22 protein-coding genes are annotated in these 24665 nt (G+C 44.1%); 11 read left to right on the top strand and 11 right to left on the bottom strand.

Annotation, left to right across the window (positions count from 1 at the left end; genetic code table 11):
- Positions 1-55 precede the first annotated feature (55 nt).
- Both WFY05_RS01425 and WFY05_RS01420 read right to left on the bottom strand, forming a co-directional pair.
- On the bottom strand, positions 56-1252 hold the full coding sequence (locus WFY05_RS01425; RefSeq protein ID WP_340110932.1) for a SpoIIE family protein phosphatase: 1197 nt from the start codon (positions 1250-1252) through the stop codon (positions 56-58).
- Positions 1230-2162, bottom strand: a complete 933-nt coding sequence (locus WFY05_RS01420) for a PAS domain-containing protein (protein WP_340110931.1) — start codon at positions 2160-2162, stop codon at positions 1230-1232. The genes WFY05_RS01425 and WFY05_RS01420 overlap by 23 nt, the downstream gene beginning before the upstream one ends.
- 173 nt (positions 2163-2335) lie before the next feature.
- Here WFY05_RS01420 and WFY05_RS01415 point away from each other — a divergent pair, with 173 nt between their 5' ends.
- The 11 genes from WFY05_RS01415 to WFY05_RS01365 all read left to right on the top strand — a co-directional run bounded on the left by WFY05_RS01415 (position 2336) and on the right by WFY05_RS01365 (position 11073).
- Complete coding sequence (locus WFY05_RS01415; RefSeq protein WP_340110930.1) at positions 2336-2680, top strand: DRTGG domain-containing protein; 345 nt, start codon at positions 2336-2338, stop codon at positions 2678-2680.
- Between the two features lies 1 nt (position 2681).
- Positions 2682-3098: an ATP-binding protein gene (locus WFY05_RS01410; RefSeq protein ID WP_340110929.1), complete on the top strand. Its 417-nt coding sequence runs from the start codon at positions 2682-2684 to the stop codon at positions 3096-3098.
- Entirely contained in the window at positions 3095-4462 is a 1368-nt protein-coding gene (locus tag WFY05_RS01405; RefSeq protein ID WP_340110928.1) for a [Fe-Fe] hydrogenase large subunit C-terminal domain-containing protein, read from the top strand. The genes WFY05_RS01410 and WFY05_RS01405 overlap by 4 nt, the downstream gene beginning before the upstream one ends.
- Positions 4449-4781 (top strand): DRTGG domain-containing protein, encoded by a 333-nt coding sequence (locus tag WFY05_RS01400; RefSeq protein WP_340110927.1) that lies wholly within the window; start codon positions 4449-4451, stop codon positions 4779-4781. Before WFY05_RS01405 ends, WFY05_RS01400 begins: the two co-directional genes overlap by 14 nt.
- A gap of 4 nt (positions 4782-4785) precedes the next feature.
- Positions 4786-5526: a PHP domain-containing protein gene (locus tag WFY05_RS01395; RefSeq protein ID WP_340110926.1), complete on the top strand. Its 741-nt coding sequence runs from the start codon at positions 4786-4788 to the stop codon at positions 5524-5526.
- A complete protein-coding gene (locus WFY05_RS01390; protein WP_340110925.1) occupies positions 5523-6071 on the top strand; it encodes an ATP-binding protein in 549 nt (182 codons plus the stop codon). Before WFY05_RS01395 ends, WFY05_RS01390 begins: the two co-directional genes overlap by 4 nt.
- Positions 6072-6098: 27 nt before the next feature.
- Complete coding sequence (locus WFY05_RS01385; RefSeq protein ID WP_340110924.1) at positions 6099-6494, top strand: (2Fe-2S) ferredoxin domain-containing protein; 396 nt, start codon at positions 6099-6101, stop codon at positions 6492-6494.
- A gap of 17 nt (positions 6495-6511) precedes the next feature.
- A complete protein-coding gene (locus tag WFY05_RS01380; protein ID WP_340110923.1) occupies positions 6512-8305 on the top strand; it encodes an NADH-ubiquinone oxidoreductase-F iron-sulfur binding region domain-containing protein in 1794 nt (597 codons plus the stop codon).
- Between the two features lie 20 nt (positions 8306-8325).
- Complete coding sequence (locus WFY05_RS01375; protein WP_340110922.1) at positions 8326-10077, top strand: NADH-dependent [FeFe] hydrogenase, group A6; 1752 nt, start codon at positions 8326-8328, stop codon at positions 10075-10077.
- Positions 10078-10127: 50 nt separating this feature from the next.
- On the top strand, positions 10128-10487 hold the full coding sequence (locus tag WFY05_RS01370; RefSeq protein ID WP_340110921.1) for a four helix bundle protein: 360 nt from the start codon (positions 10128-10130) through the stop codon (positions 10485-10487).
- 79 nt (positions 10488-10566) lie between these two features.
- Positions 10567-11073 (top strand): NADH-quinone oxidoreductase subunit NuoE family protein, encoded by a 507-nt coding sequence (locus WFY05_RS01365; protein WP_340110920.1) that lies wholly within the window; start codon positions 10567-10569, stop codon positions 11071-11073.
- A 54-nt stretch (positions 11074-11127) separates the two neighbouring features.
- On the opposite strand, the gene WFY05_RS01360 is transcribed toward WFY05_RS01365, so the two are convergent.
- The 9 genes from WFY05_RS01360 to WFY05_RS01320 all read right to left on the bottom strand — a co-directional run bounded on the left by WFY05_RS01360 (position 11128) and on the right by WFY05_RS01320 (position 24522).
- Positions 11128-11907: an alpha/beta fold hydrolase gene (locus WFY05_RS01360; RefSeq protein ID WP_340110919.1), complete on the bottom strand. Its 780-nt coding sequence runs from the start codon at positions 11905-11907 to the stop codon at positions 11128-11130.
- A 113-nt stretch (positions 11908-12020) separates the two neighbouring features.
- The gene (locus WFY05_RS01355) at positions 12021-12797 is read right to left on the bottom strand and encodes an NIPSNAP family protein (RefSeq protein WP_340110918.1); all 777 of its coding nucleotides are present in this window, start codon (positions 12795-12797) and stop codon (positions 12021-12023) included.
- A gap of 37 nt (positions 12798-12834) precedes the next feature.
- A complete protein-coding gene (locus WFY05_RS01350; RefSeq protein ID WP_340110917.1) occupies positions 12835-14022 on the bottom strand; it encodes an aldo/keto reductase in 1188 nt (395 codons plus the stop codon).
- 177 nt (positions 14023-14199) lie between these two features.
- Positions 14200-15486 (bottom strand): Gfo/Idh/MocA family protein, encoded by a 1287-nt coding sequence (locus tag WFY05_RS01345; protein ID WP_340110916.1) that lies wholly within the window; start codon positions 15484-15486, stop codon positions 14200-14202.
- Between the two features lie 114 nt (positions 15487-15600).
- On the bottom strand, positions 15601-18021 hold the full coding sequence (locus tag WFY05_RS01340; RefSeq protein ID WP_340110915.1) for an alpha/beta hydrolase family protein: 2421 nt from the start codon (positions 18019-18021) through the stop codon (positions 15601-15603).
- Between the two features lie 606 nt (positions 18022-18627).
- Positions 18628-20502, bottom strand: coding sequence for an alpha-1,3-galactosidase-related protein (locus WFY05_RS01335; RefSeq protein WP_340110914.1), 1875 nt, complete (start codon positions 20500-20502; stop codon positions 18628-18630).
- Positions 20503-20526: 24 nt separating this feature from the next.
- The gene (locus WFY05_RS01330; protein ID WP_340110913.1) at positions 20527-20943 is read right to left on the bottom strand and encodes a VOC family protein; all 417 of its coding nucleotides are present in this window, start codon (positions 20941-20943) and stop codon (positions 20527-20529) included.
- A 10-nt stretch (positions 20944-20953) separates the two neighbouring features.
- Positions 20954-21916 (bottom strand): c-type cytochrome, encoded by a 963-nt coding sequence (locus WFY05_RS01325; RefSeq protein ID WP_340110912.1) that lies wholly within the window; start codon positions 21914-21916, stop codon positions 20954-20956.
- A gap of 113 nt (positions 21917-22029) precedes the next feature.
- The gene (locus WFY05_RS01320; protein WP_340110911.1) at positions 22030-24522 is read right to left on the bottom strand and encodes an endonuclease MutS2; all 2493 of its coding nucleotides are present in this window, start codon (positions 24520-24522) and stop codon (positions 22030-22032) included.
- Positions 24523-24665 lie beyond the last annotated feature (143 nt).

The following is a 24665-nucleotide window of genomic DNA, read 5'->3' as shown; positions in this document are numbered from 1 at the left end:
GGCCATTTTATATGGGTGCTACACTTTCCTTAACGAAAAACTCCCTGATCAGGTTTTATACATACTCCACTTTAACTTTTTTAAAAAATTTATGCACCAGTAATTTAACAATTCGTTTTATCACAAACTTGCGAAGTTCCAGTTCCAGTGGCTGGTCGGGATCCTGATGTGCCCAGTTGATGCGTGTTCCAACAATAATGTCGATGCTGTCGTGTTGCAAAAGCAACTTTACCACTTCTTCAGGCGGCGAGTCGGCAAGCCGTGTGTCGCTATCGTAATTTTCCAGTATTTCTTCCACTTTACCAAGTGTTAGAATTCCTTCGGTAACCATCTCGAAACCACCCATAGTTGCACTTGGCGGCAGCTTATCGAGATGTTTATTTCCGTGCTGAATTTCAACATCAAGGTTCAGTTCGCGGGCAATGATTTCAGCAGTAGTTCCGCCACAAATGATCTTTTTCCCTTCAAAATCTTTTATGCGTCCCACAAAATCGTAATCCTTTATCTTGTAAAAAGGGGGGCCGGTAATGAGCATGAATTTTCGTGGTTCGCGGAAATAAATGACTCCGGAAGTTACATCGTCTTTTACCGAAAAGTTGTCATTCATCATTGCCTGGTTGATGATTTTACGCGATAGTTTTGTGGCCGAAATATCGGGCTGGCGTTTTATCTGGTTCAACACAAAGGTTTCAATCTGTTCCACTCCCCAGCCCATGGGAAAACGTTTGTCCCCCAGCCCCGACTGCGGTATTCCGTCCGACATAAACAGGATCCGGTCTTCCTTTCGTGCAATAAATTCTTTACACATCATAACTTTTCCCCGGTTACCTTCACCTTTAATTGTTAGCCGGTATTCTATGGGCTGTATGGAAACACCGTTTCTCATGATCAGTACGCATGGATTGTCGTAGTTAACGATGCGTACATGACCATCGTCTTCCAGTTCAATAATCGTAAAAGTGGCGTAGCTTTCCTTATCTGCACTTCTGGGAAGAGCTTCGATAATAAATTTAGCCGCAATTTCGGGTTTTGTATGCAACTGCGTGTATTTCAATGCCATAGTCGATGTAAGGGTAGCCAGAACACTGGCTTTTATTCCATGACCAATTCCATCGCTTAACACCAGGATCGTTCTGCCTTCTTCTCTGAAAATGCTGGATTGAAACACATCGCCGCAGGCCGTTTCTCCTTTCGGCCGTTGTTGCTGAACATCAATTTCAACGTGAAAGTCAGGAATTGTCTTCGTCTCCATAGCGGTAGGTTTCAATAATTGAGTTGAGCAACTCCTCGGTTTCGGCGGCATTTTCGCCCAGCAGGAAAGCTACTTTTTGAACGGTTTCAATATTTTGTTTGTTGATGCGGCGGGCACGGTTGATGATTTCGTCCTGAACCAGCATGGGAGCCGACATATCGCGAAAAACAGCCCCAACCACCCTGTTTTTATAAAGGGTTACCACCGATACGTGCAGGAGTTTGTTGGCAAACCGCAGGTCGCGCTCGGTTTTTTCTTCACCCGAATTCAACACACCCTGCATCATTTTAAAAACGGCGTCGGGCACCAGGCCGCTCACATCGGCACCTTTTAACCCGGGAATGGTTTCGTACAATTCTACGGTCTCTTCTCCCATCAGACGCGCAAAACTTTCGTTCGAGTCCACCACCTTAAAATTACGGTCCATCATTACAATTCCGGCGGCAATTTTATGAATCATCTGCGAAGAAACTTCCATCGATTCCTGAGCTTTTTCAAGACGTTGTTCAGTCTTTTTTAAATCGGTAATGTCGTTTATCGATCCTACAATTCCAACTATTTTACCCTCGTTGTCGCGAATTACCGCTTTGTTCAGTATTACATGGTGCGATGTTCCGTCGCCATGCCGAACCTGGGTGTTGTAAACCTGTACATCAGGATTATTGATCAATTCTGCATCCTGATGGGCATATTTCTCAGCCATTTCTTTGGTATGCACCTCAAAAACCGATTTGCCAATAATCTGCTGTTTCGTTTTGCCGGTAAACCTTTCGTGCGCTGCATTGCACATTTGGTAAACACTGTTCACATCGCGGTAAAAAATCGGCACCGGAAGGGTATCAATGATCTTTTGGTGGATTTCCGGATCATCGATATTACCGGTGAGAAATGAGTCTTGATCGTATATCATTATAAGTAATTATTAGGTTGTGAATTTAAAAATACGGATTTTATCAGGCATAAAAAATAACTCTTGTTTTTAATGATTTTAAATTCTGCTTCCGCTGATTTAAAATAGTGGTTATCAACTTGGCTAGCACTATATTTGTACCCTGAACGATTTTATAAACCAGAAATTGAAAGGTGAAACTAGCTGATATAATCCGAATTACGGAGGCAAAGCTTATTGTCGGAAATGAAGTGCATAAACACGATCTGAAACGAGCCTTTAGTTCCGACCTGATGAGCGATGTGCTGACCCTGGAAACTGATAACATTTTATTAATAACGGGATTAACCAATCCGCAGTTGATCCGGACTGCAGAAATGGCCGATATTGAAGTTGTTTTATTGGCCCGTAACAAAAAAGCAAGTCCCGAAATGATTGAACTGGCCCGCGAAGTTGGCCTTGTTCTTCTCGAAACGCCGTACTCCATTTACAGGGCGAGTGGCGTGTTGTTCACTAACGGTTTGGAAGCAGTGTATTAACATGAGGTTGGAATTTGACATAGCGAGTGGTGATTTCTCACAGGCGGGACAAGCTTCAAGCCAAATAAAACGGGTGCTGAAGCAATTGCAAGTCAATCCGAAAGTAATTAAACGTATTGTGGTTGCCGTGTACGAAGCTGAAGTAAATGTAGTGGCGCATTCACACGGTGGGCAAATTGTTGCTGAAATTAGTGACAATCACATCGAAATTACCGTAAAAGATACCGGCCCCGGAATCAAAGACATTGAACAGGCGATGCAGGCAGGGTTTTCAACAGCATCGAAAAAGGTAAGGGACATGGGATTTGGCGCCGGAATGGGCCTGCCGAACATTAAGAAAAATGCCGACGACTTACACATCGAGAGCGAATTGGGTAAAGGAACCTGCCTGAAATTTAAGAACGATTTAAACGGATGACAGTACAAACGACATATCATGCCATAAAAGTAAATCCCGATAAATGCATTGGTTGCACTCATTGTATGAAAACCTGCCCAACCGAGGCCATTCGGATAAAGAACGGGCTGGCCAATATAAATGCCGATCGCTGTGTGGATTGTGGCAACTGTTTGCGGTCCTGCCCGGTTAATGCATTTTATGTGGAGCACGACAGTTTAAGCCAGATTGAAGCGTATAAATACCGCGTTGCACTTTTCCCGTCGGTCATGATCGGTCAATTCAACGAAAAATACAGCGAGGATCAGATTTATCAGGCAATCCAGAAACTGGGTTTTACGCACATTTTCGAGGTGGAGCAACCCATAAGTTTGCTGGTCGACGAAATAAAGGAACGGGTAAAGAAAACGGAAAGCAAACCGCTGATCTCTTCTTTTTGTCCGGCAATTGTTCGTCTGATTCGTTCGAAATATCCTTCGCTGGTCGATAACATTATTCACCTGAAGGTTCCGCACGATCTGGCTGCAGCTTTTGCTATCGAAACACTGAAAAAGCAGGGCATTGGCAGGGAAGAGATAGGATTGTTTTACATTTCTCCCTGTTCGGCAAAAATGGCGGCTGTAAAACGTCCGCTCGGAGAGAAAGAATCAGTGGTGGATGGGCTCATCAACATGAAAGATTTCTATAACCGCACCATGCAGGTGATCTCAAAAGATAAGGTGAATGATTTCAGTGGACTGAGGAAATACCTGCGCCGTGACGGGATCATCTGGAGTTTGCCCCGGGGCGAGGCACGTCATTTGAAGCAGAAATCAATGGCGGTGGATGGCATTCATAATGTTGTAAAGATACTGGAACGCATGGAGAATGAAGATGTCCCCGATTTGGATTTCCTGGAATTGAAGTCGTGCCACCAGGGATGTGCCGGCGGAATATTGCTCACCGGCAACCGATTTCTTACTGTTGAACGTTTGCAGAAGCGTTCGAAACGATATCCGGAAGCAGGAGAAGAAGACCTGGCTTGTGTGAATTGCGAGGAAATAAAACGGTCGCTCGAAGGTGATCCGATATCACCGAATTATGTTTTTGCACTCGATACTGACCGAACAAAAGCATTGGATAAACTTCGAAAGATGGACCGAATACTTTGCCAGTTACCGGGCATTGATTGTGGAGCCTGCGGAGCACCAAATTGCCATGCGCTGGCCGAAGATATGGTACAGGGAAAGGCAAAGATGACCGATTGCGTATTTCTGCAAAACCGCTATTTGAACGAAAACAAAATCGATATAAAAAAGGCGACGCGAAACCTGGAAAGCACCTGGGGTGAAAATCGTTTCGACGCCGACTGTAATAAAAAAGGAGGTAGAAATGAAGGTTTCTGATCTTGTAAATCAATTGAACTTAACTGTTTATTGTGGCGAAGCCGGACTCACAAATGAAATCAGCGGTGGTTATGTTTCCGACCTGTTGAGCGATGTGATGGGAAATGCATCCGAAGGACAAGTTTGGGTCACTTTGCAATCGCACCAAAATGTAATGGCTATTGCTTCCTTAAAAGAACTGGCTGCTGTAATTCTTGTAAAAGGTTTCGAGCCCGAAGAAGACTCAGTGAAGTACAGTAATGAGGAAGGAATCCCTGTTCTGGGAACGTCGCTGAGTACCTTCGAAATAAGCGGGAAGTTGTATGATCTGTTAAAATAAACGCATGCCAACATTCAGGGCCGATTTACATATTCACACTGTGCTGTCGCCCTGTGCCGATCTGGAAATGTCGCCGCGAAATATTGTGGCAAAAGCCAAAGAGGCAGGGCTGCAGATGATTGGAATTACCGACCATAATTCAACAAAAAATGCGGTCGTCATAAAAGATCTGGCTCAAACTGACGGTATATATGTGTTAACAGGGGCAGAGATAACCACAAAGGAAGAGGTGCACTGCCTGACGTTCTTTGAAGAGCCTGAACAACTGGAGGCTTTTCAGGAGTATTTGGATGACAACATTACAAAAATCCCGAATACTGACGGGCACTTTGGGTACCAGCCGGTGGTTGATGCCGATGAAAACGTGCTGGAAATGGTGCCTTACTATTTAACCACGGCACTTAAAGAAGGAATCAACGAAATTCAGCAAAAAGTTTACGCGCTTAATGGAATATTCATCCCTGCCCATGTTACCCGCCCGATGGGTGGAATTTTTACCCAGCTTGGATTTATTCCTCCCGGTTTGAAATTTGATGCGCTTGGAATAACTTCCAAAACAGCGGCGAAGGATGTTTGTGAAAAATATGGATTAGGAAAGGAGATTACATTTGTTTACAATTCCGATGCTCATTTTGCGGAACAGATTGGAAGGAATTATTCAGTATTTCATATTCAGGAACTCAGTTTTGAAGAAGTTCGCATGGCACTGAATCGTCAAAATGAAAGGTGGGTGGAAGAACGATGAGAACACTCTCGGAACACATATTGGATATTGTGCAGAATTCGGTGCGCGCCAGGGCGAAAATGATTGAAATCATAGTTGAAGAAAGCAAAAGTAATGACCTTTGTAGTCTGACTATTAACGATAACGGTTGCGGCATGGATGAAGAAACTTTAATGCAGGCAACCAACCCGTTCTTTACTTCCAGAACCACCCGAAAAGTGGGATTGGGACTTCCTCTTCTGAACCAAAATGCTGAGGCTTCAGGCGGAAAATTTCTGTTGGAATCGGTGCCCGACAAAGGTACTTTCTTGAAAGCCGAATTTCAACTTTCAAACATCGACCGGCCACCTATGGGCGATATCTGGGATACGCTGTATCTGTTGTTCCTGAGCTACCGCGATCGGCAACTCATTTATCGTCACAAAACGGAGAAAGGCGAATTCAGTATCAGCACCTCGGAATTGAAAGAGGCACTTGGCGATGCATCGTGGCAGGAAAAGGAAATTAGGATGGGAATTATTGAACTGATAAAAGTAAACCTCGAAGAGATCGGGGCTACTGCATAATGCAATTATATAACTCAAAAAATCGATATGACTAAAATTAAATCACTGGCTGATCTTCGGAAAATGAAAGATGAGGTCCAGTCGAAAATCAAGCTTCGCGAGAACAGCGACAATTCCGGCCAGCTTGTTCAGATTAAAGTAGGTATGGCCACCTGTGGAATTGCTTCGGGTGCCAAGGACACCATGAAATACTTTATTGAAGAACTGGAACAGGAAGCCATCGATGCGGTGGTAACTCAAACCGGTTGCATGGGGTTTTGTTACGCCGAACCAACCGTTGAAGTAATCCTGCCCAACAAAGAACCTGTGGTTTTTGGCCATGTTGGCAAAGAAAAGGTTCACGAAATTATCGACGCTTACATCAAGCGCGGCGAACTGGTGGACGGCATTATCCCTGTAAATTTTAAAACCATTGACGATTAAACTGAAAACCTTAAACTATGACCGATTACAAAATGCATCTGCTAATTTGCGGCGGTACCGGCTGCAAAGCTTCCCAGGCGGATGAGATAAAAACAGAACTGATCCGGCTGATTGAAGAGTTCGATCTCCAGGATGAGGTCCAGGTGGTGTCGACCGGGTGTTTTGGCTTCTGCGAAAAAGGCCCGATCATTAAAGTACTTCCCGACAATACCTTCTATGTTCAGGTTACGCCGCACGATGCGGTTGAAATTATTGAAGAGCACGTTGTAAAGGGTAGGCCCGTTGAACATTTATTGTATACCGATCCAAAAACTGCCAAGCACATTCCCGATGCCAAAGGAATGGATTTCTACAAAAAACAGATTCGAATTGCTTTAAAGAACTGTGGTTTTATTAATCCTGAAAACATTGATGAATACATTGCCCGCGACGGCTATCAGGCACTGGGGAAATGCTTGTCTGAACACACACCCGATGAAGTAATAAAAGAGATAAAAGACTCCGGGCTTCGTGGCCGGGGAGGAGGTGGTTTTCCTACAGGCTTAAAGTGGGAGATTACAAAAAATGTGGAGAACGACCAGAAATATGTGGTTTGTAATGCTGATGAGGGCGATCCGGGGGCTTTTATGGATCGCTCGATCCTTGAAGGCGATCCGCACGCCGTGCTTGAAGCCATGGCGATTTGCGGGTATTGTATCGGTGCCGATACCGGATTGATCTATATCAGGGCTGAATATCCGCTGGCCATTCAACGACTGAAGGTGGCTATTAAGCAAGCCGAAGAATATGGTTTGATCGGCGAAGGTATTTTGGGAACAGGATTTAATTTCAAAATTGAATTGCGTTATGGTGCCGGAGCATTTGTTTGCGGCGAGGAAACAGCGCTTATCCACTCGATGGAAGGATTGCGCGGTGAACCTACTTTTAAACCGCCATTTCCTTCGGTTTCGGGATACATGGGGAAACCGACCAACGTAAACAATGTAGAAACTTTTGCCAATGTTCCGGTGATCATCAACAAAGGAGCGAAGTGGTTCTGTAGTATCGGCAGCGAAAAGTCGAAAGGAACAAAAGTGTTTGCCCTGGCCGGTAAGATCAACAATGTAGGATTGATTGAAGTACCAATGGGAACGACCTTAAGAGAAGTGATTTTTGACATTGGCGGTGGCATTAAAAACGGTAAGAAATTTAAGGCGGTTCAAACCGGTGGTCCTTCAGGGGGCTGCCTCACCAACGAACACCTCGATATTCCGATCGATTACGATAATTTGCTTTCTGCCGGTTCAATGATGGGATCGGGCGGAATGATCGTAATGGACGAAGACGATTGCATGGTTTCCATTGCTAAATTCTACCTCGATTTTACCTTGGAAGAATCGTGCGGAAAATGTACACCGTGCCGGGTAGGTAACAAAAGGCTGTACGAAATTCTGGATAAAATTACCCGTGGTAAAGGCGAGGAGGATGACATCGAGAAATTAAAGGAATTGAGTGTTGTTATAAAAGACACCGCGCTTTGCGGATTGGGTCAGACATCTCCCAATCCGGTTCTCTCTACAATCAGTAATTTCGAGAATGAATACCTGGCACATGTTCAGGATGAGAAATGTCCGGCGGGGCAGTGTAAATCACTGGTGCGCTACGATATTATTGAGGATGCCTGTACAGGATGTACACTCTGTTTCAGAAATTGCCCGGTTGGAGCCATCTCGGGCGAACGTCGTCAGCCTCATTACATCGATCACAGTCTGTGTATAAAATGCGGTGTTTGTCTCGAAAAATGCAAGTTCAACGCCATTACAATTAGCTAACCCGGAAACTCTGAATTATTATGAATACAATAAATCTAACAATAGATAACAAGCCACTGGTGGTGAAAAAAGGCACCACAATTTTGGAAGCGGCCTCGGATGTTGGAATCGATATTCCTACCCTGTGCCACATGAAGCTGGATGACCTGAACATCGAAAACAAACCCGGAGGTTGCCGCATTTGCGTGGTGGAAGTGAACGGGCGCCGAAACCTGGCTCCTGCCTGTTGCACCGAAGTTAACGAAGGAATGGAAATCAACACGCACTCGATGCGTGTGATCAATGCCCGCCGTACGGTGATGGAATTGATTCTTTCCGATCATCCTTTCGACTGTTTGATCTGTGCCAAATCGGGCAACTGTGATTTGCAGGATATGGCACATAACCTCGGTATTCGCGAAATTCGTTATAAAGGCGAACAATCGACATATCGCGAAGATACCTCGCCGGCTATTATCCGTGAGGTGGATAAATGTATCATGTGTCGTCGTTGCGAGACGATGTGTAACGAAGTACAAACTGTTGGTGTGCTTTCGGCCATAAACCGTGGTTTCGAGTCGGTGGTTTCTCCTGCATTCGAAATGAATCTCGACCACTCTGTTTGTACTTATTGCGGACAGTGTGTTGCAGTTTGTCCGACCGGAGCACTGACTGAAGTTGACGAAACCGGTAAAGTGGTTCGTGCCTTATCGGATCCAACAAAAACTGTGATCGTTCAAACTGCACCTGCAGTGCGTGCTGCTTTGGGCGAAGAGTTTGGCATGGAAGCCGGTACGCTGGTTACCGGAAAACTGGTGGCTGCCTTGCGTCGACTCGGATTCGATCATGTTTTTGATACCGACTTCGCTGCCGACCTTACCATTATGGAAGAAGGTACAGAGTTGCTTAATCGACTCGGAAAACATTTGAACGGCGACAAGGATGTAAAACTTCCAATACTTACTTCCTGCTGCCCGGCCTGGGTGAAATTTTTCGAACACCAGTTCCCGGAAATGAAGGATATTCCATCAACAGCGCGTTCGCCCCAGCAGATGTTTGGTGCCATTGCCAAAACCTTTTTTGCTGATCAGCTGGAAGTAAAACGCGAAGATCTGGTGGTGGTTTCGATTATGCCGTGCGTGGCTAAAAAATACGAGTGTGGTCGCGAAGAATTCAGTGTGAATGACAATCCGGATGTGGATTATGCCATAACAACACGCGAGTTAGCAGCTTTGATCAAGCTTTCGAATATCGATTTTAAATCCTTACCCAACGAAGAGTTTGATAATCCTCTTGGAGAGTCAACCGGAGCGGGCGTTATTTTTGGAACAACTGGTGGTGTAATCGAGGCAGCTGTTCGCACAGCCTACGAAGTACACACCAAAAAGGAATTGCCACGTCTCGATTTTGAGGAGTTACGAGGTATGGAAGGCATCCGCGAAGCTACCATTGATTTTGATGGCTTGCCGATAAAAATTGGTATTGCCCATGGCCTTGGAAATGCCCGGAAACTGCTGGAAGATATTCAGGCCGGCAAGAGTGAGTTCCACGCCATTGAAATTATGAGTTGCCCGGGTGGATGCATCGGTGGAGGTGGTCAACCTTATCATCACGGAAATGTAAACGTTCTAAAGCAAAGGCAAAAAGCTTTGTATACGGAGGATAAGAACAAAACTATTCGTAAGTCACACGAAAATCCTCATATTATTGAGTTGTATGAAAAGTTTCTGGGAGAACCGATGAGCGAAAAAGCACATCTTTTACTGCATACAGAGTATTTCGACAGGACTTAGGAGTCATTGGCCATTCGTCAAAAGTCATTAGGATTTAAAAGATGGTTATCATGAGCTTAGAAGATTTAGTTGTTTATCAGCTGGCAATGGAAATAGGAGAGGAAGTATTTTCTATTGTCGATAAATGGGAAAGCTTTCATAAATGGACAACAGGAAAACAGTTAGTGGAAGCTGCTGACTCTATGGCTTCAAATATCTCAGAAGGATACGGGAGATACTTTTATAAAGAAAATAAGCAGTTTCAGTATTATTCCCGAGGATCTCAAAGTGAGACACGAACCTGGTTACAAAAAGCCAGAAATCGAAATTTGATCGATGATGAGGTACATCTTCATTTAGTATCAAAATTGGATGAACTTGGTAAGAGACACAATAATTATATAAAATCTATTGGCTCTTCCTCCCAATGACTAATGACAGTTGACCAGTGACTGTTAATAAAAGAATTGAAGGTTTTTAATTTAGATTAAACAAGTTAAACAAACAATCATGCCAAAAATAAAACTTGCAGAAAATACAGTTGGACTCATTAAATCAATTTGTGTTGAATTTGAGAATAAAGAAAGTGAGCTGATAAATGTGTTGCATCGTGTACAACAGAAACTCGGCTATTTGCCGGCCGAAGTGCAGGAAGTCATTGCCCATGAACTGAACATGTCGGTAGCAAAAGTGTACGGTGTTGTAACCTTCTACAGCTTCTTTACCATGATACCGCAAGGTGAATTTCCCATTTCGATTTGTATGGGAACAGCCTGTTATGTGCGTGGTGCCGAGCAGGTGCTCAACGAGTTTAAGCGCCAGTTAAAGGTTGAAGTTGGTGAATCTACTGACGATGGAAAATTCTCGATCAACTGCCTTCGTTGCGTGGGTGCCTGCGGACTGGCTCCTGTAGTAACGGTAGGCGAAAAAACCTTTGGTCGGGTGGCTCCTTCCGATGTAAAGAAAATTATTGCTGAATACCGCGAAGGTTGTGCCGATGATGCAAAGTCGGCCTGATTGAAAACATAAAAGTCATGCTCTCACTAGCAGTGAGGGTATGACTAAATTGTTTTATCCCGAAATACTTTTGATAAACTCGATGCTGCGTCGGTTAAAAATCTCCGGCTGATCGATGTTGCAAACATGACCACTGTTATCGATGACTTCGAGGCGCGAGTTGAAGTGCTTTTGTACCAGGTTCGAAACCATGGGTAAAAACATATGATCGCGGTCGCCCATCAGGTAAAGCACGGGTGCCGAAGCTTCTTTTTTAAGGAATTCCTGTAGGTTATCTTTGATCTCGGTCGACATTTTTAACCATTTCCTGAATTCTTTATCACCCAGGCGAATAGCTTCTTTGATAAATAACTTCCTCGATTCAATGTCTTTTTTGTACGGAATCAGTATCCAGGCATTGATCTTGTAAAGCCACATATACGGCACAATCGAATTTAGCAATTTGGCCACATTCAACAGCGCTTTTATACGCGAATTAAACTGAATGACTGCACCACCCAGAATAATGGATTCGGCACGACCGGGCGCTAATTTATCGATGGCACGGATAACGATACATCCTAATGAAATACCAACCATGTGCGCTTTTTCGATCTGCAGGTGATCCATGGTGTTGATCACATCCAAAGCGATTTCGTCGAATTTATACTGCTCTTCCCTGGTGTATTCTTTTTTCGATTTTCCGTGGCCACGCAGATCCACCAGCAGAACATTAAAATGTTTTTTGAATTCACGCAGCTGTCTGAACCATACAATATTACTTCCACCGGCACCGTGTATAAACACGACCCAGGTATTCGAAGTTTTATGTCGGAATGTTTTGTGGTACAGCATGGCGCAAAAGTAGGTTTATTTTGAAAAATACCAAATACTCCAATCTTCCATAAATTGGTTGTTGCTAATGAATTGTCTATAAATACAGATTTCTAACGCTGAATACAAAATGATTAAATATCGGAATATGCAGTTGGGTGACACAACCATTTATCAATATGCGAAACCGTATTGGCATATTCGGATTTATCCGTTAGTGTTTTCCAGTCAGGGTGATTACGGAAAGCTTCCCAGTGTTCATCGTTTGATTTTTTGTCTGGAAAAGAGGTCATGTACATCAGGTTAGGCATATCAGAACCCGATATTACCTCGCCGTAAAAAACGGCATTGAACTGTAGTTTTTTAAATAAGGCACATTCGCCGCCTTCATTGAACATGTGCACTTTCCTGCGCCAAAGTTTCTCGGTTGGGCCCTGGTAACTTCTAAGTTCAAAAATCTGATCGCTTTTTGGAGTTTTATAAGCTGGAACAAAAAAATCCGGATGCTTTTCAAAAGCCCTTAAAAGAACTGATTCAATGCGAACGAACGGCGGATTATCATGTTTGGCATCCAAATAAGCCTCACCGTTTTTTAGGTATTCCTTGTCTTCGAAGATCTTGTCATCAACCGATTCAATCTGGCCAAGATTTTTTAGTGGAATGAAAACAAAGATTTTTGTTCCGGCAGCAGGATCCTCTTCAATGGGCTTAAAAACGCCAACAGTTTTAATTCCGGCCCGGTGGAGAGCCGGTAAATAGGCATCTCTTAAATAATCATCAACGACACTTTCTTGGGCTTTGCTTGCCAGAGTATAAATTTTTATTTGGTAGTAATCGCGTGCTATCGAGCTAACAGAACTAAAGAGAATAGTCAGAACGATAATTCCGAAGAGCGTTTTCTTTGATTTCATAGGATTAGTTACAGTGGTTTATTTTTCCTGAAAGTAACTAATTTTTTACCAATTTGAATTCCGGAATAAATAATTCTTTATGTGTTTCAGCAAGTAGCTTTTTTAGCGGGATATTTGGCGGGATATTCGAAGTGTCGATTTGTGCAATTTTATCGGATGTAGGCAGAACACCGGGAAACCAGTGGCTTTTTTGCTCAAATATCTTATAGCGGTATTTCGCGTATTCTTTCATGTCGTAACATTTCCACAATTTGCGCAAACGCAGTACCTGCGGAATGTTTATTCCTGAGGCATCGTGTTGGAGGTCGTAACCATCATAAGTGGCGTAAGGATCATCGTTGACGTAACTGTCCAATAATAATTTTGTGTTCTGTTCTGCTTTGCTCCAGGGAGTTGAAAAAGGAACAATACCCTTCATTTCCTCGAAATGTTGGGCTTGATGCATACCAAACGAAAGTGTTTGGACAGCTGGGTTTTGCAAACAAAACCGGGCATTCCACTGGATAGGAGTTAGTGGGGCAGTAGCATTTCTTACTTTCGCGGGAGCTTTAAAAAGCTGGCCTCCCTTATCGTTGGGCGAAATAATAAAAACACCCATATCGGTTACCTGGGCCATGTTTACAGCAGCCAGGTTGCGCTGGTCGAAATAGTAGTAATGCAGGTTAACAAATTCGAAAAGTCCCGATTCAATGGCCCGGATGATTACTTCAAGCGGTGCGTGTGTGCTAAAGCCTACATGTCGGATCACGCCTTCCTCTTTTAGTTTCAGCAGTTCTTCAACAGCTCCGCCGGATTTGCAACTCTGGGTTAAGAGTTCCTGGTTATTGATTCCATGCCAGCCATAAAAGTCAAGATAATCGGTCTGCAGGTCGTTTAACTGTTTTTCTACCAATTCCCGGGTTTCTTCAGCTGTCATCGGATTTCCCTTGGTCATCAGGTAGTAGGAATCGCGTGGAATCTTCAGTTCGTCATTCAATACTTTACCATAAACAGTTTCGCTTTTTTTGTAGCCCCAGGCTGTTTCAATGTGGTTGATGCCGGCATCGAAAGCCAATTGCACAGAAGTGCGACACTCTTCCATCGTCTCTTTCGGAATTTCATTTCGGGGATCGTCCCAGCCTTTTTTAAAACGCATTCCACCCAGTGTAATCACACTCAGGTGTTCTTCGGTTTTACCAAAGCGGCGGTATTGCATTCCCGGATTGTTGTTTAATATTTTGAGCATTCTATCTCTAATGAGGCTGTAAAATTCATCAAATTGTTACAAAGCAAACAACAAGCAAGTGGGGCAGAAGTTGAATTGATATTCATTTAATGTATTATTGTGAAGAGAAGAAATAAAATGGCATAAAAAAACTAAGGGTTGAATTGTCCCTTAGTTCTTTGTTTATGGAAGTTCATTTTAATAATCAGTGAAATCCCACTTACCCCGATACGGACGAGATAACATTAAACTGGCAGAAGGATCGCCGATAAACTTTTCATCATCCGGATCCCACTGCAATGAGCGTTGCAGCGTGTAGGCAATATTGGTAATGTTACAAACCGAACTGGTACGATGTCCTGTCTCAACATCCGAAATAGGCCGGGTACGATTTCTCATGGCATCTAGGAAATCCTGGTAATGGTTGTCGCTAAAATAAAGTTTTCGATCTTCCGGTTTAATTTCAATTTGAGCCAGCTTTTCATTGGGGTAGGTTTTTATGAAGCCGCGTGTCACTTCTATTCGTCCTTCGGTTCCGATAAATTCCACACCATTGCCAATGGGCAGGTCAACATGATTCATCACCACGCCGTTGTCGTAAATCATTTTAAGTCCATGCGTGTTTCCCGGTTTGGGTGGAATAAAAACAGTTGGTCCGCTGTTGTCCATTTGCAAAGCCCACTGACCAATGTCGAACATATGCGCTCCCCAATCGGTGATCATTCCACCTCCAAAATCACGGTAAAGCCGCCAGTTGGGGTAAATATCTTCTTCCACCGGTGGCGAAAGCACGGGATTAAACTCCCTGTAAGGCGACGGTCCAACCCATAGATTCCAGTCGAGATATGCCGGTGCCTCCATCGAGGGCAGATCGCAGGCAACAACAGGGCCACCAACGCAGGCATTTATCGTTTTTACTTCACCAATATAACCACCTGCCACCAGTTCGCAGGCCTGGCGAAAATTAAAACTTGAGCGCTGCATATTCCCGGTTTGAAACACCCTATCGTACTTGCGTGTAGCATTTATCATGGCCCTGCCTTCAGCCACGGTGTACGCCATTGGTTTTTCGCAATACACATCCTTGCCGGCTTTGCAGGCATCGATGGCCACCTGGGCATGCCAGTGGTCCGGTGTGGCAACTACTATTGCATCTATATCGTTGCGATCAAGAATTTCGCGGTAATGGTTTGTAGTGAAAATGTCAACATTGCTTCCGCGTTTTTTATTGGCATCTTTTGCGATTCCAACAAATTTATCCAGTTTCCGACTGTCTACATCGCTGGCGGCAATGGTCACAGTTTCTTCGGTTTGGTCTTTAAAAAAATTCTGAAGGATACAACCTTGTTTCCCCGTTCCGATAAAAGCGAGATTAATTCTGTCGTTGGCGGCAATCCCTCCATTTTTGCCTAATACGGTAGCAGGAATAATGGAAAACGCAGCAGCAGAGGCAGCAGTGCTTTTAATAAAATTTCTTCTTTTCATCAGGTTTTATGGTTTTAGTTAGAATACGTCCTTGAAAATACAAAAAATCCCTAAGACTAATTTTAATCTTAGGGATTTAAACCTGAAAACTGATCTTAGGTCAGCTTCAAGGTACTATTCTTTGTTTTTAAGATATTTTTCGAGCCACTGATCCTGCTCCCACAACATATGCAGAATGGATTCTTTTGCGGCATATCCGTGACTTTCTTTTGGCAACATTACAAGACGAACCGGGGCACCCAGTCCTTTCAGCGCATTAAAATAACGCTCGCTTTGCAGCGGATAGGTACCCGAGTTATTATCGGCTTCACCATGAATCAGCAGCAGAGGAGTCTTCATTTTGTCGGCATGCATGAATGGCGACATGGTATAGTATACTTCAGGCGCTTCCCAGTAAGAACGCTCTTCGCTTTGGAATCCAAAAGGTGTTAAAGTACGGTTGTAAGCTCCGCTTCGTGCAATTCCGGCTGCAAAAAGATCGGAGTGCGAAAGCAGGTTGGCCGTCATAAAAGCACCGTAAGAGTGTCCGCCAACGGCAACCCGGTCACTGTCTATATAGCCCAGTTCATCTACCGCATCGATGGCTGCCTTCGCGTTAGCAACCAATTGTTCACGGAAACTATCGTTGGGTTCTTCGTCGCCTTCTCCTACAATGGGAAATGCTGCACCGTCGAGGATGGCATAACCGCGTGTTACCCAGTAAACCATCGATCCGTAATATGGGCGGGTGAATGAATGCGGCGAACTGGTTACCTGTCCGGCAGTTGATGCATCTTTGTATTCGCGTGGGTACGCCCACAAGATCATTGGAAGTTTTTCCTTTTTCTCCATGTCGTAACCGGCCGGCAAATAAAGCGTTCCGGATAATTCCAGTCCGTCATCGCGTTTATAGGTGATCAATTCTTTATGAACATTCTGGATACTTTCAAATGGATTTTTGAAATTGGTGATCTGCTGTGGAGCGATGCGTTTTTTGATGTTTCGGATGTAATAGTTAGGATACTGCGTACTGGTTTCCACGCGGGTAAGCAGAATTCCTTTTTTTGCATCGATCACCCTTGAAATTCTCTCCAGTGTTTCTTTGCCATCAGCACGCCACAAGCTAGTAGTTTCTTTTGTTTTCAGATCGAACTCGTTAAAAAACGGGCGAATTCCTTCGGGTGAATACCCGGTGCCGTCAAGGTACAATTTGTTTTTGTCGATCAGCAAGGTGTATTTACCAAGGTCGTTGCGTTCGGTTACAAACGAACCCGGATCGGCGTAGCGGTCCTGGTAGTTTAAATCGTACAATATCTCCGGTTCTGCTTCAGCATCGGACGGATTAAAAAGATACGTTTTTGAGTTACGGGTATTCCACCAGCGGTCGCGGGCAATTGCAATTTCGTCATTCCCCCAGGTAATTCCGACATAGCGTTGTTGCGTTTTCAATATCGATTTCGGTTCGCCGTCAAACGGAGCGTCCCACGAGAAAATCTCATCACGGAATTCCACTTCGTTTGCAGGATCACCTTCGTCGAGCGCTTTGGCATAATATAATGTTGCCGGTTTGTCGGCACGCCACCTCATACTCCTGATCTCTTTGGTGGTTGCCATAAAACCTTTTGGCTGAACTTCTTCCAGCGGAACATCGCGAACTACTTTTACCAGGTTCCCGTCTTTGTCGTAAATAGTTGTTTTCTGAGGAAATCGGTTAAGTGTTACCAGGTAAGAAAAAGGCCGGTGCAAAGTTTCCACCATCACATATTCTCCGTTAGGCGAAAACTCAAGTCCTGCATACATGGCAGTTTCTTTCCAAAGTTGTTTATTACCATCAAGATCAACGGTGTAAATTATAGCACGAAGTAACTGCTCGAAATTAAATTCGTCGGCTTGATCTTTTAGCAGGTCCTGGTATGTGCGGTTTTGTGCTTTGCTGCCATCGCTGACTGAAATCCTTGGACCTGTAGGCACTGCTGTTGTTTTGTCGATCAGCGGTTTTCTGTCGTCGGGAAGGAAACGTACAAGTAACTGATCTCCGGTTTCGTACCATTCAAAAGGACTTCCGATGTTGGCATTCAAGCTTGCATCCGTCAGTTTTTTACAACTAGCTGAGGCAATATCAAGCACCCAAAGTTCAACACCGGTTTCAATGGTGTTGGTAAAGGCCATTTTACTTTGGTCGGGCGACCATGAAAAGTTGGTCATTCTTGGATTTTCGGGTAAACCGTTTACCTGAGTTTCTTCCGGATTGCCAACTTTCATCAGCGTGATGTTGTAATAGTACCCATTCCGGCTGCCGATGTTAGTTACCGGGTTAATGCGAAGTCCGGCAAGACGCAATTCAGTTTCCGATAGTTCAGCAATGCTCTTGTACTGATCGCGATACAATAAAACGATATTCTCGTTTTTGTAATCAAAAACCGTTGAAGGAGCCAATGGGGCATCCACAAGTTCCAGTATTTCTTTCGGAGGTTTTTGGTAGGTCAGATCAACCTGGGCCATAACAACGCCGGTCATTATGACCAGTAAGAAGGTAAGTGCAGTTAATTTTTTCATGATTTTAATAAATGAAATGTAGAATTATAGAATTACTAAATTATAAAAAATGGTAATAAGTAGGGTAACGAATTATCCGTGCTTTTGTTGAACTGATTTTTATAGTGCGATTGGCTGTTGCGCAATCGGAAAGTGGAGTGATTTCAATATAGGTGGCCCGATGTGAAACGTATTTTCCCAATATGGGAAGGGTTGAAAATTTGGCAAGATCTCTAAGTTGTTGAAAATGAGTTTGTATTTGTTTTTGGTCTGAATGTTGCTTTAATGCCACCAGAAGTTCATTAGTATTTTGGTAGGGCGATTTCTACAACTTGATTGGTTTTATATTTGGGTTTGTAATGTCAATCATCTAAAAAAGCGTCATTTTAGTTCTACCAAATATTAAGATAAAAAAAACCGTTCAGTTCTGAACGGTTTTTTTATTGGGTTCTACTTCAAAAAGCGTCAAAAAATATTGGTTGTTTACCAAATTCAATTTTATTAAAATGTTGAGTTTTGCGTCCACTCATATATATATTCCGTCTGAAGAAAAAAAGTAACCTCAGAAAAGTGTGTTTTCAACACATAACCCGTATTTTAAAATGATTCAAGATAAGTAGCGAAAGCTTAATAGCCTTTAACATTCAAATATTCAGGATGATCCAGCTCCAGGTCGCTGTTTGGTGTTTGTTTCAGTAAAATGTTTTTTCCTAACACATCATCCGACAATTCATTTCCTTCGATCTTTACATTTTTGCAGTATTCGAAACTAAAGGTATACTCCCGGTTGTGATAAGGTTTGAAATTATAACTGCGTGTGAGCTGGTTGTTCTGAAAGCTGATGCCGTCAACCGATCGTGCAAAAAGCACCGGATAGTCAAACGGATGAAATTGATTATTGATAATGCGAATATTTTTGTGAAAGGCCGGAGTACTTTCATCCAGTTGTGGTATGATGGGATAAACGGATATAATGGCCTCGCAAAACTGGTAAGGACTGGTATTACATAAGTCCGAGAAGGTATTGTTTTGGATCAGCACGTCATTTACGGCTCCCGACTCGAACCAGCCGTTGGCATCGCCTGAAATAAGGATAGCGCTTCCACTTGATTCAAAAACATTGTTTTCGATGACAACCTTTCCGGGAGTTGAAACCAGCAGCCCTCTTGCCCGGCAATTTCTAAAATGGTTGTATGTTACGGTAAGGTCGGGCGACCAGGTGAGATTTTCCAGTGCATCGCCGACTTCCAGTTCCGTTGGAATCGGTGTAGAAAAGGTCAGTATAAAGTTTTTGGTATCGATGGTCTCGAACTCCAGAACTTCTCCGGTTCCGAGTGAGTTCATTTTCTCATTTTCAATAAAACTGACTTTATCGCCTTTGTGTCCCCAGGTCATGCCAACACTTTGGTGATGCATAAAGCTGCATTGCACTTGGGTAGGTGACACAATTTTCTGTACCTGAACGCTGGTTCCGTGAACGTTCACCGGATCGTCCATTAAGCCTGCAAATTCGCAGTTTTCAATGGTCACCTGACCTTTGCAATTCGATACCTGAATCCCGTCATCGCCGCCTCCGAAATAGTGGTTCTTTCGGAGGTTGGGAATCGCCCTGTAAGCCTTAAACGTCAGATTCTCGCTGAATTGTGCCAGAATACCGAGGCCGGTCGCATGATACAGGTTGAGGTTTTTAACGGTTACATTTTTCGATTCGGTGATAAAAATCCCGGCATGGGCGCGTGTAGCATGACGGAAAACGAGGAAGTTGCCCTGTTTGGGAAGTCGTTTAAAATCATTGTACAAACGTACGATCCCGGGCATAGTAGTTGCCGCGGTGTAGTTTCCCCAGCCTTCGCCCAAGCATCCGTTGTCGCCGGTTTGCGGAACAATGTAGCGACCTTCGCCATCAAATTCCATGGTACTTCGCCAGATGTTTCGCTTGTGGCGGTTCACATCGAACCAAAGTTTATCGTCTTCAATCCGGTAAGGCGTGTCGCGAAAATCGATGGCCACATCGATATAATGTTTGGTCGTTTTTAAAACTTCTCCCTGCGCGATCAGTGGATATTCCCAGTCGATGCTCAGATCTTTCAACACGATGTTGGTGCAGTTATCAAAGGTAAATGGCTGCATTTGTTCGTGGAAGATCAGTGTGCTGCCGCGTCCGTCGATCGTCAGGTTATGCACATCTTCGAAAAGAAAGGCACATACCTTCGGATTTACATCGGTGGTGTTCGATTCGTAATATACTTTTGTTTTGGCGCCATCAGGATAAAAGTGATACATACCGGGTCTGAAAACAAGGACTTTCGGGCCCTCATTTTTAAGTAAGTCGTCATCCAGTGCTTTATTGATGTACTTGATGCAGTTTTTGTCCTTTGTTCGCTCTAGCCCGTATTCCTTCAAAAAAATGTAAGTGGTATCGTTTGCTGCCGGATTCTCAGCGGCCACGTTTACAGATATGAAAAAGCTTAATACGATCAAAACAATGAGGCTGAACTTCATGGCGATATCTTTCCCGAAAGATAACTATTTTGTAGTTTTTCCTTCGTACAATCCCCTGAAAACCTCATCCACAGGTTCCCAAAGTTCAATCTTGTTGTTCTCGGGATCGAGGATGTGGACAAACTTGCCGTATTCGTAGGTTTCAATTTCATCGCAAATGGTAACACCGGCTTGCCGCAATTCGTCAACCAGCTTTTCGATGTTTTCCACCCGGTAATTGATCATGAATTCCTTTTCGGACGGTTCAAAATAATCGGTGTCTTTTTTGAAAGGGCTCCAAACCGAATAAGCCGTATTTTCAGGCTTATCCAATTCGCGAAACTCGAAAACCGAGCCATATTCATTGGTGACCAGCCCAAGATTTTTCCGGTACCAGTCTTTCATTTTCTCCGGATCATCTGTTTTGAAAAAGATGCCACCGATTCCAGTCACTTTTTTCATGATCACATTTTTAGTTTGGAGTAAATTTTACCACTGTATTTTTCACGGGGTCCAGTGAATGCAAATAAGCATAAATCGCCTTCAGGTCGTATTCATCCATGCGGGCGTACATAGTCCATGGCATCATGGTATTGAATCCATCACCGACATCGTTGGGAATATACAGTGAATCGGCATAGATTTTAAAACGGTTTACAAACATTTCTTCGGTCCAGTTTCCAATTCCCGTTTCGGGGTCGGGTGTGATATTCGACGTACGCACGATCCCAACAGGCATGGGAAATTCGCGTCCGCCGGCATAGGCTTTTTCCATCACATACTGCCCCTTTTCCATTGGCGTGTGGCAATCGATACAGGCGGCACTCGTAGTTACATATTCACCGTAAGCCACCAGATCCGATTTATCAGGTATTTCGCGCGCTTCGCCTTTTTTCGGAATCGTATTCATAATCAAACTAAAAGGGAACTTAGCCTCAGGTGCGGGCACTGTGTTTTCAACCGGATCGAGTGTGCGTAAATACGCTATCACAGAATAAATGTCCTCTTTCGAGCTTTTGCCATAAAGATGCGAAGGCATAGCCGGGAACAAGGCTCTTCCATCTTTTGATACACCGGCAGTAATGGCACGGTATAGCTCACCGTCGGTCCAGTCGCTTAAATGAAAAGGAGTTAGGTTGGGCGCATAAAAGTTTCCGGGAGCACCCAGCTCTTCCACAAATTCTTCTCCTCCTCCGGCAAACGGCGTACCTGTTATGGGCGCTGAATATTTTGAGAAATCACGCAAACTGTGGCAGTCCACACAGCCCATGACATCGTTGGCCAAATAGGCTCCACGCTCCAGACGCTCTGGCGTTGCCGCTATCGAAATGTCGGGAGCAGCGCCAACATTAGGGAGTGCATATTTTAAATACAATACAAAAGAAATGGCCACAAGAACAAGGATAACAGGAATAATAATTAACAGTCGTTTCATAAAAATGGTGTTTTAGTTAGGGGAATTTACGAAAAAAAGATAAAACTATCCTAATTTCGAAAATGTTAAACAGGAATTATTTTGGTCAACGATAGAATGGGGCAGAGTGATTGTTATAATGCCAGGTTGACAACCGTGATCCCGGCGCCGCCAAAATCAACGTGTTCGTCTTTGTAGCTTCGAACCATGGGTTCCGAACGAAGGTAATCGCGGATGCTTTGTTTCAGGATGCCGTGCCCTTTGCCGTGCAAAATACGCAGTTGGCCAACCTCGAACATAATGGCTTCGTCAATGAATTCGGTGATTTTGCCTATGGCCTCCTCCACACGCTGACCACGAATATCGATTTCAGGTTTAAAAGTGAGGCGACGTTCTGAGAAACCTTCGGTGATTCGGCTGGCACGATGGCCCTGCGATTTGTCCAGCCTTTTGGCCTCGTTTTTACTAATACGCTCGATATTCTTTCGCGGGATGGTGGTCATCAATTGTCCAAAAGCCACCACCGCATTTTTTTCGTTTACCTCAACGAGATCTCCAATGGTATCCTGGCCTTTTAAGCGCACTTTATCTCCCGGACGCAGTTCGATCCGCTCTTCCAGTTTTTCTTTTGAGATTGGTTTTTTAGATTCTTCTGGCCGTCGTTTGTTGCGGTTTTGTTCGCGCTGGCGTAGTTTATCCATTTTACCGGCGATCTTTTTATCATAGGAAGTGGATCTTTTTCCTACCTCATTTTTCAGCTGCTCGAGGTTTTCGCGTGCTTCGCGCGTTTTTTCTTTATCGGCCTGCGCCTGCTTAATTTCCCGAATGGTATTCTCGATTCGTTTGTTTACATCTTTCAACAAAGTATCGGCTTCCTCTTTTGCTTTCTTAAGGATCTCTTTGCGTTGCTTCTGAATTTCTTCCAGTTCACTCTGGTAGTCCTCAGCCGTATTATCCAGGATCTTTTCCACCTTTCGGATCTTCATGCGCTTGGTTTCCCAGTAACGTTTATCGCGGTTGATCTGTCGCAGGTTGCGGTCGAAATCAATGTGATCTTTTCCGATCTTTTCGGTGGCTTGTTCCAGGATATCTTCCGGCAGACCGATTTTCCGCGCGATCTCAAAAGCAAAGGAACTTCCCGGTTTTCCGATCTCCAGTTTGAAGAGCGGATTCATGTGCTGGGCATCATACAACATGGCGCCGTTAACAATGCCTTCGGCCGACGATGCAAAATGCTTCAGGTTGGTATAATGAGTGGTAATCACACCAAAAGCGTGCAACTTATTCAGTTTATCGAGGATGGCTTCCGCGATCGATCCTCCGAGCATGGGTTCGGTACCTGTTCCAAATTCATCGATCAGTACCAGTGTTTTTTCATCCGCATTCCGAACAAAATGTTTCATGTTCATCAGATGCGAACTGTAGGTACTCAGGTCGTTGTCCATCGATTGTTCATCGCCGATATCGATAAACAGCTGTTCGAAAATGCCTGTTTTACTGCCTTCGCTGATGGGGATTAGCAGACCGCACTGCAGCATGTACTGCAACAGACCTGTAGTTTTCAGACACACGGATTTTCCTCCGGCGTTTGGACCCGAGATCAGCAAAATGTGTTCTTCATCCGACAGTTTGATATTCAGCGGAACGATCTTCCGTTTTTCTTTCCGAAGTGTTTGCAACAGCAGCGGATGAATAGCATGATACCATTCAATCAATGGATCGGGATGAAGCTCCGGTTTTATGGCATCGAACTCCACTGCAAGCAGGGCTTTGGCACGCAAAAAATCGATCTCGCCCAGAAAGTCGTAAGAGTAAAACAATTCGTCAAGGTAAGGACGAATATCGTTTGAAAAATTGGTCAGTATTTTGATTACTTCGCGGCGTTCGGCATATTCCAGTTCGCGGATCTCGTTATTCAGTTCCACAATCTCGTTGGGCTCGATGTACGAGGTTTTTCCGGTAGCCGATTCGTCGTAAACAATCCCTTTCAGCTTTCGTTTGTGCGAGGCAGGAACGGGAATTACAGCGCGTCCGTCGCGGATAGACACCGAAGCATCTTCCTCCACCCAGCCTTCTTTTTGGGCCTGTTTCAGGATGCTGTGCAGGCGTTTCGACATGCTCGATTGCATATTAAAAATGCTGCGTCGTACCTGTGCCAACTCGGGCGATGCATTATCGCGTATCTTCCCAAATTTATTGATGATCGTATCGATGCGGTCATAAATGTAGGGGAACACCTGCACTTTGGCGGTTTTTTCTTTAAGCAGCGGAAAGATTTCTTCTTCCTGTTTGCCGAAAAACATGACGATGGCGCGCACAGCCTCGAGCGAACGCTTCAGGTCGAACAGTTCAGCAGGCTCGAGGAAACGGCCTTCAATTTTTATTTTCTGGAGCGCCTCGCGAAGGTCGTAAAAATGCCCCGACGGGAAATTATCGAACTCACGGATGATACGACAAAATTCTTCAGTGAATCCCAGTTGCAGCGAAATCGCTTCAAAGGAACCTTGAAAATGCATGTCATCTACCCATTCTTTTCCCATTGTGCTAATGCATTTGTTGCTTAGCATTTCCCGGATGCGGTCGAAACCGATCTTTACTTCAAAATTATTTGGATAGACGTTTTGCATTGAGCTGCAAAAGTAATGTTCAAAGTTCAGAGTTCAAAGTGTAAAGTGATTTGCTATGAGCTTTGAACTTCTGACTTCGATCTTCCGGACTCTTTAACATAGTTTAATTTTTTTTGAGGGCTGTTAATGGCTTTATTCCTGAA

It is taken from the genome of Maribellus mangrovi (assembly GCF_037646455.1).
Lineage (GTDB): Bacteria > Bacteroidota > Bacteroidia > Bacteroidales > Prolixibacteraceae > Draconibacterium > Draconibacterium mangrovi_A.
Note: the sequence above shows the minus strand (reverse complement) of the source record. Positions and strands in the feature narration are given on the sequence as shown.

What these genes read in the sequence shown, in the direction of transcription:
- WFY05_RS01390 (WP_340110925.1), top strand. Translation starts at nt 5,523, where the DNA reads ATGAGAACACTCTCGGAACACATATTGGATATTGTGCAGAATTCGGTG.
- WFY05_RS01340 (WP_340110915.1), bottom strand. Translation starts at nt 18,021, where the DNA reads ATGAAAAAATTAACTGCACTTACCTTCTTACTGGTCATAATGACCGGC.
- WFY05_RS01320 (WP_340110911.1), bottom strand. Translation starts at nt 24,522, where the DNA reads ATGCAAAACGTCTATCCAAATAATTTTGAAGTAAAGATCGGTTTCGAC.
- WFY05_RS01370 (WP_340110921.1), top strand. Translation starts at nt 10,128, where the DNA reads ATGAGCTTAGAAGATTTAGTTGTTTATCAGCTGGCAATGGAAATAGGA.
- WFY05_RS01325 (WP_340110912.1), bottom strand. Translation starts at nt 21,916, where the DNA reads ATGAAACGACTGTTAATTATTATTCCTGTTATCCTTGTTCTTGTGGCC.
- WFY05_RS01330 (WP_340110913.1), bottom strand. Translation starts at nt 20,943, where the DNA reads ATGAAAAAAGTGACTGGAATCGGTGGCATCTTTTTCAAAACAGATGAT.
- WFY05_RS01365 (WP_340110920.1), top strand. Translation starts at nt 10,567, where the DNA reads ATGCCAAAAATAAAACTTGCAGAAAATACAGTTGGACTCATTAAATCA.
- WFY05_RS01420 (WP_340110931.1), bottom strand. Translation starts at nt 2,162, where the DNA reads ATGATATACGATCAAGACTCATTTCTCACCGGTAATATCGATGATCCG.
- WFY05_RS01400 (WP_340110927.1), top strand. Translation starts at nt 4,449, where the DNA reads ATGAAGGTTTCTGATCTTGTAAATCAATTGAACTTAACTGTTTATTGT.
- WFY05_RS01395 (WP_340110926.1), top strand. Translation starts at nt 4,786, where the DNA reads ATGCCAACATTCAGGGCCGATTTACATATTCACACTGTGCTGTCGCCC.
- WFY05_RS01380 (WP_340110923.1), top strand. Translation starts at nt 6,512, where the DNA reads ATGACCGATTACAAAATGCATCTGCTAATTTGCGGCGGTACCGGCTGC.
- WFY05_RS01385 (WP_340110924.1), top strand. Translation starts at nt 6,099, where the DNA reads ATGACTAAAATTAAATCACTGGCTGATCTTCGGAAAATGAAAGATGAG.
- WFY05_RS01355 (WP_340110918.1), bottom strand. Translation starts at nt 12,797, where the DNA reads ATGAAATCAAAGAAAACGCTCTTCGGAATTATCGTTCTGACTATTCTC.
- WFY05_RS01360 (WP_340110919.1), bottom strand. Translation starts at nt 11,907, where the DNA reads ATGCTGTACCACAAAACATTCCGACATAAAACTTCGAATACCTGGGTC.
- WFY05_RS01375 (WP_340110922.1), top strand. Translation starts at nt 8,326, where the DNA reads ATGAATACAATAAATCTAACAATAGATAACAAGCCACTGGTGGTGAAA.
- WFY05_RS01410 (WP_340110929.1), top strand. Translation starts at nt 2,682, where the DNA reads ATGAGGTTGGAATTTGACATAGCGAGTGGTGATTTCTCACAGGCGGGA.
- WFY05_RS01405 (WP_340110928.1), top strand. Translation starts at nt 3,095, where the DNA reads ATGACAGTACAAACGACATATCATGCCATAAAAGTAAATCCCGATAAA.
- WFY05_RS01345 (WP_340110916.1), bottom strand. Translation starts at nt 15,486, where the DNA reads ATGAAAAGAAGAAATTTTATTAAAAGCACTGCTGCCTCTGCTGCTGCG.
- WFY05_RS01425 (WP_340110932.1), bottom strand. Translation starts at nt 1,252, where the DNA reads ATGGAGACGAAGACAATTCCTGACTTTCACGTTGAAATTGATGTTCAG.
- WFY05_RS01350 (WP_340110917.1), bottom strand. Translation starts at nt 14,022, where the DNA reads ATGCTCAAAATATTAAACAACAATCCGGGAATGCAATACCGCCGCTTT.
- WFY05_RS01335 (WP_340110914.1), bottom strand. Translation starts at nt 20,502, where the DNA reads ATGAAGTTCAGCCTCATTGTTTTGATCGTATTAAGCTTTTTCATATCT.